The sequence below is a fragment of the Bradyrhizobium canariense genome, from assembly GCF_019402665.1.
Classification (GTDB): Bacteria; Pseudomonadota; Alphaproteobacteria; order Rhizobiales; family Xanthobacteraceae; genus Bradyrhizobium; species Bradyrhizobium canariense.
The window spans coordinates 26,587-35,472 of record NZ_VSST01000099.1 but is presented as its reverse complement, the minus strand read 5'-3'; the positions used below and the strand labels follow the sequence as shown (position 1 = coordinate 35,472).

General features: G+C 64.8%; 7 protein-coding genes. 1 reads left to right on the top strand and 6 read right to left on the bottom strand.

Going from position 1 to position 8,886, the window contains the following annotated elements:
• Window positions 1-118 precede the first annotated feature (118 nt).
• From FXB41_RS38920 to FXB41_RS38895, 6 genes are read right to left on the bottom strand one after another with little or no spacing between them, the layout of a single operon-like run.
• The gene (locus FXB41_RS38920; RefSeq protein WP_219685524.1) at window positions 119-931 is read right to left on the bottom strand and encodes an HAD family hydrolase; all 813 of its coding nucleotides are present in this window, start codon (window positions 929-931) and stop codon (window positions 119-121) included.
• A gap of 34 nt (window positions 932-965) precedes the next feature.
• Window positions 966-1,496 carry a gluconokinase gene (locus tag FXB41_RS38915; RefSeq protein WP_026232661.1) on the bottom strand — a complete coding sequence of 177 codons (531 nt, stop codon included), beginning with the start codon at window positions 1,494-1,496 and terminating at the stop codon, window positions 966-968.
• The gene (gene pgl / locus FXB41_RS38910) at window positions 1,483-2,226 is read right to left on the bottom strand and encodes a 6-phosphogluconolactonase (protein ID WP_246649557.1); all 744 of its coding nucleotides are present in this window, start codon (window positions 2,224-2,226) and stop codon (window positions 1,483-1,485) included. Before pgl ends, FXB41_RS38915 begins: the two co-directional genes overlap by 14 nt.
• Window positions 2,227-2,231: 5 nt before the next feature.
• Window positions 2,232-3,743 (bottom strand): glucose-6-phosphate dehydrogenase, encoded by a 1,512-nt coding sequence (zwf, locus tag FXB41_RS38905; RefSeq protein WP_219685522.1) that lies wholly within the window; start codon window positions 3,741-3,743, stop codon window positions 2,232-2,234.
• 28 nt (window positions 3,744-3,771) lie between these two features.
• A complete protein-coding gene (gene gnd / locus FXB41_RS38900) occupies window positions 3,772-4,770 on the bottom strand; it encodes a phosphogluconate dehydrogenase (NAD(+)-dependent, decarboxylating) (RefSeq protein WP_219685521.1) in 999 nt (332 codons plus the stop codon).
• A gap of 13 nt (window positions 4,771-4,783) precedes the next feature.
• Entirely contained in the window at window positions 4,784-7,633 is a 2,850-nt protein-coding gene (locus FXB41_RS38895) for a bifunctional transaldolase/phosoglucose isomerase (protein WP_219685520.1), read from the bottom strand.
• Between the two features lie 330 nt (window positions 7,634-7,963).
• Here FXB41_RS38895 and FXB41_RS38890 point away from each other — a divergent pair, with 330 nt between their 5' ends.
• On the top strand, window positions 7,964-8,593 hold the full coding sequence (locus FXB41_RS38890) for a hypothetical protein (protein ID WP_246649553.1): 630 nt from the start codon (window positions 7,964-7,966) through the stop codon (window positions 8,591-8,593).
• The last annotated feature ends 293 nt before the right edge of the window (window positions 8,594-8,886 follow it).

Genomic DNA, 8,886 nt, shown 5'->3' with positions numbered 1-8,886 from the left:
GGGAGGGCTGGGGTGGGGGTCTCTCCGCCGGCGAGAGCCCCCGAGAGGAGAGAGCCCTCACCCGCCGCTACGCGGCGACCTCTCCCGCAGGCGGGAGAGGTGAAACCAGCCGGCCCGTCTACCCGCTCCCGTTCCGCTTCAAAATCATCTCCATCGCCTCCGCAAAACCGTCCTGCTCGTTGGACGCGGTGACGTGGGTGGCCTGGTCCTTGACGTCGTCGGCCGCATTGCCCATCGCGATCGAGGTGCCGCTGACGCGGAACATCGCGAGGTCGTTCTGCATGTCGCCGATCGTGGCGACCGCGTCGGTTGAAATGCCGAGGCGCTTGGCCATGGCTTGCACGAATGTGCCCTTGTCGAAGCCGGGCGGGGTGATGTCGAGATAATAGGTTTGCGAACGCACGGCCATCGCCTCGCTGCCGAGCGCCTTCTGCATCGCCTTCTCGCAATGCTCGAGGCCCGCCGCATCGGCGCTGGCGCCGACGATCTTGCAGGCGCTGGCGAGATACGGCGAGAAATCCGCGATGATGGTCGGATCGGAGCGGATCGTATGTTGCTCGTGAGCGACGTATTGGCCATCAGGCCTGTCGATCAGCCATTTGTCGGTGGTGAACAGCCAGATGTCGGCGCCGAAGTCCCGGAGAATTTGCAAGCTTCGCTCGGCCGCGCCGGCAGGGATGAGATGCTGCTCGACCGGATTCATCTCGGGGTCGACGATCGAGGAGCCGTTGAACGGGCCGACCGGCAGCCAGAGCGCCAGCGGCTCGATCAGGAAGCGCATGCCGATCGCGGGGCGGCTCGACGTAATCGTGAAACCGATGCCGGCCTGGTGCAGACGCTGCACCGCGGACCTCGCGCGGTCGGTCAGCGTCTTGTCCTTGGTCAGCAGCGTACCGTCGACGTCGGAGACGACGAGCGAGATTTTTGTCATGACGGTCCCTTGGGTGTTTCTTGGGTGTTTGGCCTCAGCGTTTCGCGCCGCCCAGTTTCAACTGCCGCACCGCGCCGTCCACGATCGCTTCCACGGATTCGTCGATCGAGACGGTGATCACGTGCTCGCCAGCCTCCGGCGGCTCCAGCGTGTTGAACTGGCTCGTCAGCAGGCCGGGCGGCATGAAGTGCCCCTTGCGTTGCGCCAGGCGTGCGGCGATCAGCTCCTTCGTGCCCCTCAGGAAGATGAAGCGGACGTCGTCGCGTCCGCGCAGCAGCACGTCCCGATAAGTATGCTTCAGCGCCGAGCAGGCGATGATGACGTGCTCGCCCTTGTCACAGACCCGCGCGATCTCGTCGGCAATGGCATTGAGCCAGGGCCAGCGGTCCTCATCGGTGAGGGGATGGCCGGCCCGCATCTTCTCGACATTGCTGGCGGGATGAAAGCTGTCGCCGTCCTCGAAGCGCCAGCCGAGGCGCTCGCCCAGCGCTTTTGCAACCGTACTCTTGCCCGAACCCGACACGCCCATCACGATCAATGCACAAGGTGCTTCAACGCCCGCCACGTATTCCCTCCGGAAGCGCGGCCTGGTCGACCAGCCAGACGGTCTCGCCATTCGAGCGCGCGCGTACAGCCGGCAAAGTCTCGCCATTGAGGAGGCGCGTCAAGATCGGCTGCTTGTCATGCCCCGCTATCTCGAACAGCATTTCGCGGCATGACGCCAGCGCGGGCAGGGTGAGCGAGACCCGCGGCACGAAGGGGGCAACATTGGCCTTGGGGACGCCGACCACCCAGCGTCGCGTCTCCTCGATTGCAGGATAGCCCGGGAACAGCGAAGCGGTGTGGCCGTCCGGGCCCGCGCCCATCAAAACCATGTCGAACAGCGGCCGTGCCGGATCCAGGCTTTCCGCGCCGTAGAAAGCCTGCAGCTCGCGCGCATAGGCCTCGGCGCTCTGATCGGGGGTGTCAGCCGTCGTCGGGATCGGGTGAACATGGCCGAAGGGCGCGTTGCGATCGAGAAAGGTCGCGCGCGCGACCGCCATGTTGTTGAGGGGATCGCTTTCGGGCACGAAGCGCTCGTCACCGATGAACCAGTGCACGCGCTCCCACGGGATTTTTTCGCGCCAGGCGTCGCTGCCCAGCAGCTGGTAGAGCTTCTTCGGGCTGGAGCCGCCGGTCAGGCAGATCGCGATGCGCCCGGGATTGGCCGCGATTCGCGCCATCACCCGTTCGGCCGCGGCCCGGGCGAGAGCCTCGGCGTCGGCCGCGACGATCAGCTTCGGCTGTCCGGCCATCGCCGTCACGAAAACTTACGCCAGCTTCGGCCGTCGCGGCGGAGCAATTCATCGGCGCAGGCGGGGCCGTCGCTGCCGGCTTGATAGGTCTCGATGCCGTTGCTGCCCGCGTTCTTCCAGGCGTCCAGGAACGGCTGCACCGCCTGCCACCCGGCTTCGATGCCGTCGGCGCGCTGGAACAGGATGTTGTCGCCGATCATGCAGTCGTAGATCAGCGTCTCGTAGCCGGTCGAGGGATCGGCCCGGAAATAGTCGCCATAGCGAAACTTCATCTCGACGCCGTCGATGGTGACGCTCGGCCCCGGGATCTTGGCGTTGAACTGGAGCTCGATGGTCTCCGTCGGTGCGATGCCGATCGTGAGGAAGTTCTGGGAGAGGCGATCGACAGCCGTGCCTGAGAACATCGACAGCGGCGCCTGCTTGAACTTGATCGCGACCTCGGTGCGCTTGTGGCCGAGCGCCTTGCCGGTCCGCAAATAGAACGGCACGCCGGCCCAGCGCCAATTGTCGATCATCAGTTTCAGCGCGACATAGGTCTCGGTGGTGCTGCCGGGTTTGACGTCCTCGGTTTTGCGATAGTCCGGGATCTCATCGTCGCCGATGCGCCCCGACAGATATTGGGCGCGCACCGAGCTCTTCAGCGCTTCTTCTTCGCTCGGGCGCTGAATCGAGGTCAGAATCTCGGCTTTCTCGGAGCGCACGGAATGGGCATCGAAACGCGCCGGCGGCTCCATCGCGACCAGCGACATCAGCTGAAACAGATGGTTCGGCACCATATCGCGCAGCGCGCCGGTGGCATCGTAGAAGCCGCCGCGATGGCCGACGCCGAGCTTTTCCTCCACCGTGATCTGGATGTGGTCGATATGGTTGCGATTCCAGATCGGCTCGAACATGCCGTTGGCAAAGCGCAGCACCAGGATGTTCTGCACCGTCTCCTTGCCGAGATAGTGATCGATCCGGTAGATCTGGTGCTCGTCCATGATCTTCAGCAGCTCGCCATTCAGCGCGCGCGCGGAGGCGAGGTCGGTGCCGAACGGCTTTTCGATCACCAGCCGCCGCCACGCGCCGTTCTCCTTCATCATGCCGGTGCGGCCGAGCTCGCGCGCGGTCGGCGCGAACGCGGCCGGCGGGGTCGCCAGGTAGAACAGCCGGTTGCCGCCGGTGTCCTGCGCGCATTCCAGGGAATCCAGATGCTCGCGCAGGCGATCAAAGGATGGCGGATCCTTTGCGTCGGCTTCGACGAAGGTCACGCATTCCAGCAGCTTCTTGGCAATGTCGTCGTCCACCGGCCGGGTCGCGAACTGGCGCAAGCCCTTTAACAGGCTGTCGCGCAGCTCGTCGTCCGACTGGCCCCGGCGGGCGACGCCGACCACGCAGAACTTTTCCGGTAACAGATGCTCGGCCGCCAGATTGTAGAGCGATGGCATCACCAGCCGATGGGTGAGGTCGCCGGTGACACCAAAGATGACGAAGGCGCAATTTTCCGGCTTGCGCTTGGCTTGCGGGTCTTTTGTCACGAACTATTGGCCTTCGCTCTGCTAATTGCTATTTCGGCTTCGAAGCAGCCGGCTGCTTCGGCTCCTTGTGGCCGCCGAAGCCGGCTCGCATCGCTGAGAGAATTTTCTCGGCGAAGGTGTGTTCCTTGCGGGAACGGAAACGTGCGAACAGCGCCGCGGTCAGGACTTCGGCCGGCACGGCCTCGTCGATCGCCGCGTTCACAGTCCAGCGTCCTTCGCCGGAATCGTCGACGAAACCGGAATATTCCGTCAACGCCGGGCTGTCGGCGAGCGCCGTCGAGGTGAGATCGAGCAGCCAGGACGGGATCACGCTGCCACGCCGCCACACCTCGGCGATATCGGCGAGATCGAAATCGTAACGATGATCCGCCGGCAAGGCCTCGATGTTGGCGTTCTTGAGGATGTCAAAACCTTCGGCATAGGCCTGCATCAGGCCGTATTCGATACCGTTGTGGATCATCTTGACGAAATGCCCGGCGCCGACGGGGCCGGCATGGATGTAGCCCTGCTCGATGCGGGGATCGCGGCCCTCACGTCCCTCCGTGCGCGAAATGTCGCCGGCGCCGGGCGCGAGCGCGGCGAAGATCGGATCGAGCCGATCGACCACCTGTTTCTCGCCGCCGATCATCATGCAATAGCCGCGGTCGAGGCCCCAGACGCCGCCGGAGGTGCCGACGTCGACATAGTGGATGCCGCGCTGCTTCAGCGCCTTGCCGCGGCGGACGTCGTCCTGCCAGAACGTGTTGCCGCCGTCGATGATGACGTCGCCTTCCTGCATCGCGCCCGCGATCGTGTCGATCGTGGTCTCGGTGATGTGGCCGGCCGGCAGCATCACCCACGCCGCGCGCGGCCGCTCCAGTTTCGCAATGAACTCTTCGAGCGTCGCCGAGCCGACCGCGCCGTCTGCGGCAAGGCCGGCGACGGCCTTGGCGTCCTTGTCGTAGACCACGGTCGAATGGCCGTGGCGCATCAGGCGGCGAACGATGTTGCCGCCCATCCGGCCGAGGCCGATCATGCCGAGTTGCATTTGAGGAATTCCCTTAGTTCAGTGCGTCGTTGAGCGCGGCATTGAGCGCCGCGAGACCCTTCTTGAGCCCGCCCTTCAGGTGGACCCGCAGCGCGCGCCGGCCGCGCTCGGTGAGCACGTCGAAGTCGCCGCGCGCCTGCGCGGCCTTGATGACGCCGAAGCTGGCCTTCTGGCCCGGCACCGGCAGGTCCCTGGCATCGTCGGCGGTGATCTGGAGGAACACGCCGCTGTCGGGGCCGCCCTTGTAGGCCTGTCCTGTCGAGTGCAGGAAACGCGGTCCGAACTCGGCGCAGGTTGCGACATGTCGCTTCTCGCGCACTTCGAGCCGCATGGTCTGGAGTGCGTCGATCGTCGCCTTGTCGCGCGCGATGTAGCCGAGCAGGGCGACATAATCGCCATGGTTGGAGCGCGACAGATGCGCCTTCAGCCATGAGGTGAGGTCGCCGTTGGCGCCGGCGGCGCGCAGGGCCGCGGCGTTGGTCTCGTCGGTGTAGAGATCGGCCTCATTGGTGCTGACCACCGGCTGCTCGGCCGGCAGCGCGCCGGTCTTTTCGAATGACGCGGTGAGCTCTCGGGTCTTGATCTTGGCCGCTTCCACGTCCGGCTGGTCGAACGGGTTGATGCCGAGGATGCTGCCCGCCACCGCCGTTGCCATCTCGAAGCGGAAGAACTCCTGGCCGAGATGATCGATCGACTTCATCACGATGCGCACGACGGGATGACCGGCCGCTTCGACCGCGGCAAGCTGCGAGTCATGGGCGGCGTCCGCTTCGCCCTCGATACGGATGTCGATGAAGAGCCGGTCATTGCCGTAGACTGCCGGCTCGCCCAGCGGCTCGCCGTCGATCGGGATCAGACCCTTGCCATCCTTGCCGGTCGATTCCGCGATGAGCTGCTCAGCCCAGGCGCCGAAATCGGCGATCCTCTTCGACGACAGGATCGTCACCTTGTCGCGGCCTTCGAGCGCTGCATGGCCCATGGCAAGGCCGAGCTGCACGCCGGGGTTCTCGGCCGGCGGCACGTCCGGTCCGCAGGAGCGGGCCATCGCCAGCGCATGCTTGACGAAGGTCTTGATGTCGATGCCCGCAGTTGCCGCCGGCACCAGGCCGAACGGCGAGAGCACCGAATAGCGTCCGCCGATGGAGGGCTCGCCGTGGAAGATGCGCGCATAGCTCAGCGTCTTCGCCGCCTTCTCCAGCGACGATCCGGGATCGGTGACCGCAATGAAGCGATGGCCGGTCTTGACCTTCGGCCCGACCGCCTGCGTGACGCGCTCGTGGAAATAATCCTTCATCGCATTCGGTTCGGTGGTGCCGCCGGACTTGCTTGAGACGATGAAAACGGTGTTGGCGATGTCGATCCTGGCCTCCATCGCCCGCACCTGCGCCGGATCGGTGGAATCCAGCACGTGCAGCTTCGGGAACCCGGGCTTCTTGCCGAAGGTCTCGGCCAGCACCTCCGGCCCGAGGCTTGATCCGCCCATGCCGAGCACGACGGCGTCGGAGAATTTCTGGCCTTTCACGCGACTGGCATAATCCTCATAGTCGGCGATGTCGGCCTTGGCGGCGCTGTCGAGCCAGCCGAGCCATTTGTCCTCGTCGGTGCCGGTCCAGACCGATTTGTCGCGCTGCCACAGCCGGCGGATCTTGGCCGACGCGCGCCATTCCTCAGTGCTCTTGGCCACGGCCTTGCCGAGACCGTCGCCGAGCGAGAGCAGCTGGCGGTCGATCGCGGGCCCGAGCACGGTGGCGCGCTTGTGGGCGACCGCGCCATAGAGCTTGTCGGCGGCGTCGGCAAACTGCTTGACGCCATCCTTGACGAGCTCCTCGGTGATGGCGTCGAGCGAGACGCCGGAGCGCTCCAGCTCTTCCAGCACGCGGCGGGCGTCGTCGAGGTTTTCTTCAAGGCTGTCGCGCGGCTTGCCGTGGTCACGGAATGCGTCGAGCGTCGCCGGCGGCACGGTGTTGATGGTGTCGGGGCCGATCAGCTCCTCGACATAGAGGACGTCGCTGTAATCCTTGTTCTTGGTGCCGGTCGAGGCCCACAGCATGCGCTGCGGCTTGGCGCCCTTGGCGGCGAGCTTGTCCCAGCGGGGACCTGAGAACAGGCGCTTGTAATCCTGATAGGCGACCTTGGCATTGGCGATCGCGACCTTGCCCTTCAGCGCGGCCAGCCGCTCCTTCTCGGACGGATCGTTGGCGCGAGCGATCTTCTCGTCGAGCTGCTTGTCGACCATGCTGTCGATGCGGCTGACGAAGAAGCTGGCCACGCTCGCGACATGCGAGGGGTCGCCGCCACCGGCGACGTATGTCTCCAGGCCCGCGAGATAGGCCTCGGCGACCTGAAGGTAGACTGCCTTGGAGAACAGCAGCGTGATGTTGATGCTGATGCCCTCGCCGATCAGGGTCTCGATCGCCGGCAGGCCCTCCGGCGTTGCCGGCACCTTCACCATCAGGTTCTTGCGGTTGACGTCCTTCCAGAGCCGCCGCGCCTCGGTGACCGTGCCAGCGGTGTCCATCGCCAGATAGGGCGAGACTTCAAGGCTGACATAGCCGTCGCCACCGTTGAGGCGGTCGTAGACCGGGCGCAGCACGTCGGCGGCGTTCTGGATGTCCTCGACCGCGACGGCCTCGAACAGGTCGGCGACCGACCGATCGCCGCGCTTCAACGCCTTGCCGATCGGCGCGTCGTACTCGTCCGAGCTGCCGATCGCTTTCTCGAAGATCGAGGGGTTGGAGGTGACGCCCTTGACGCCGTCGGTGTCGATCAGCCGCTTCAGGTCGCCCTTGGCGATGAAGCCGCGGGCCAGGAAGTCCAGCCAGACGGCTTGTCCGTGCTTTTCCAGTTCTTTGACGGGATTCATGATGCTAATTTATCTCCAAGCCTGCGGGCGAGGGGTTTCCGCGCCGGTCCTGACGCGCTATCCTCTAGCTTACATGCTTCCTTGAGGGAACCAATCAAGGGTATGGGCGTCATATCCTCCAGTGTAACTCCGTCGCGATCATGGCGATCCGCGTAAAGGGAGCCGAGTTGCGTAAAAAGGTCGTTGGCCGTGAGGAATCGGTCGGGCCCTTGTTGTGTAACGCCAGCTGTCTCGCCTCGCCGCTAGCGGCTGCGCGGAGTACTCATCAGCGGATTCCGGTCCGGCTGATGCATCGTGGCTCGGTCGCGAATGGCCATGCTGGGGGAAAGCATGCAAGCACATCATGACCGTCTGGCGCTCGCTGTCACAGACAGCCCCCAGTCGGTCACGTCGACCGGATGCGTCGATGCGTCCCACGATCTCGAAATCGGTCCGTGTACGACCCAAACGCGGCTGCTGGTCGTAGCGGGCTTCGCCATGACGCTGCTCAGCGCAACGCTCGCCTTGGGCTGGTCGAGCGCTTTTGGCGATTACGACGCGACGGTCGGCTCTGCCGGCGTGGTGGTGTTCGCCGTGATGACCGGTCGGCTGATCTGGATGCTCCCCGCCGAGCGGGGATCGGTGGTGATCGTCACCCCCTATGGCATCCGCGATCTCCGCATCGGCAATGAATTTCTGCTGTGGGACTCGATCGCGGAGATTTCGGCTGAAGAACGCCGCGGGCGCAAGGTGATCGTGCTGACGCCGACGCCGGCCTTGCAGCGGCAGCTCTGCAGCATCCGCGGCTTGGCCCGCTGCGTGAGGGACGATCGCATCGTCATCCGGTCGGAGGGCCTGGCGACCGATTTTGATACACTGCTGCGCGCTTGCCGCGACTATCACGCTGCCGGCGGTCCGCGCACCGCATTGCAGCAGGAAGATGAACGCGGCACGCAAGGCTTCGCCGCACAAGCGTCATAAGATCGCCGTTCGCAGACCGCTATGATGCGAGGCCGGATGAACGCATCCCCGGTAACGCCCGGATGTTGCGAGCGAGTGACATTTTCTGGAAATGAGCCAATATAGACAAAGATTCGCTCAAATATCAGGCAGGTGCCTGTTCGTAACTCACCCTGTGCCTACGTTGTGCGTTGCGCCGAGAAGGCGCCCGGGTGTCGAATGATCGTCATGTGCTCACGCTGATTCGAGAGTGGCGCTAAGGAACGGTCCGGTCGCTGCTTTCGTTCAATTGTGTAGCGGAACTCACGCGGAGA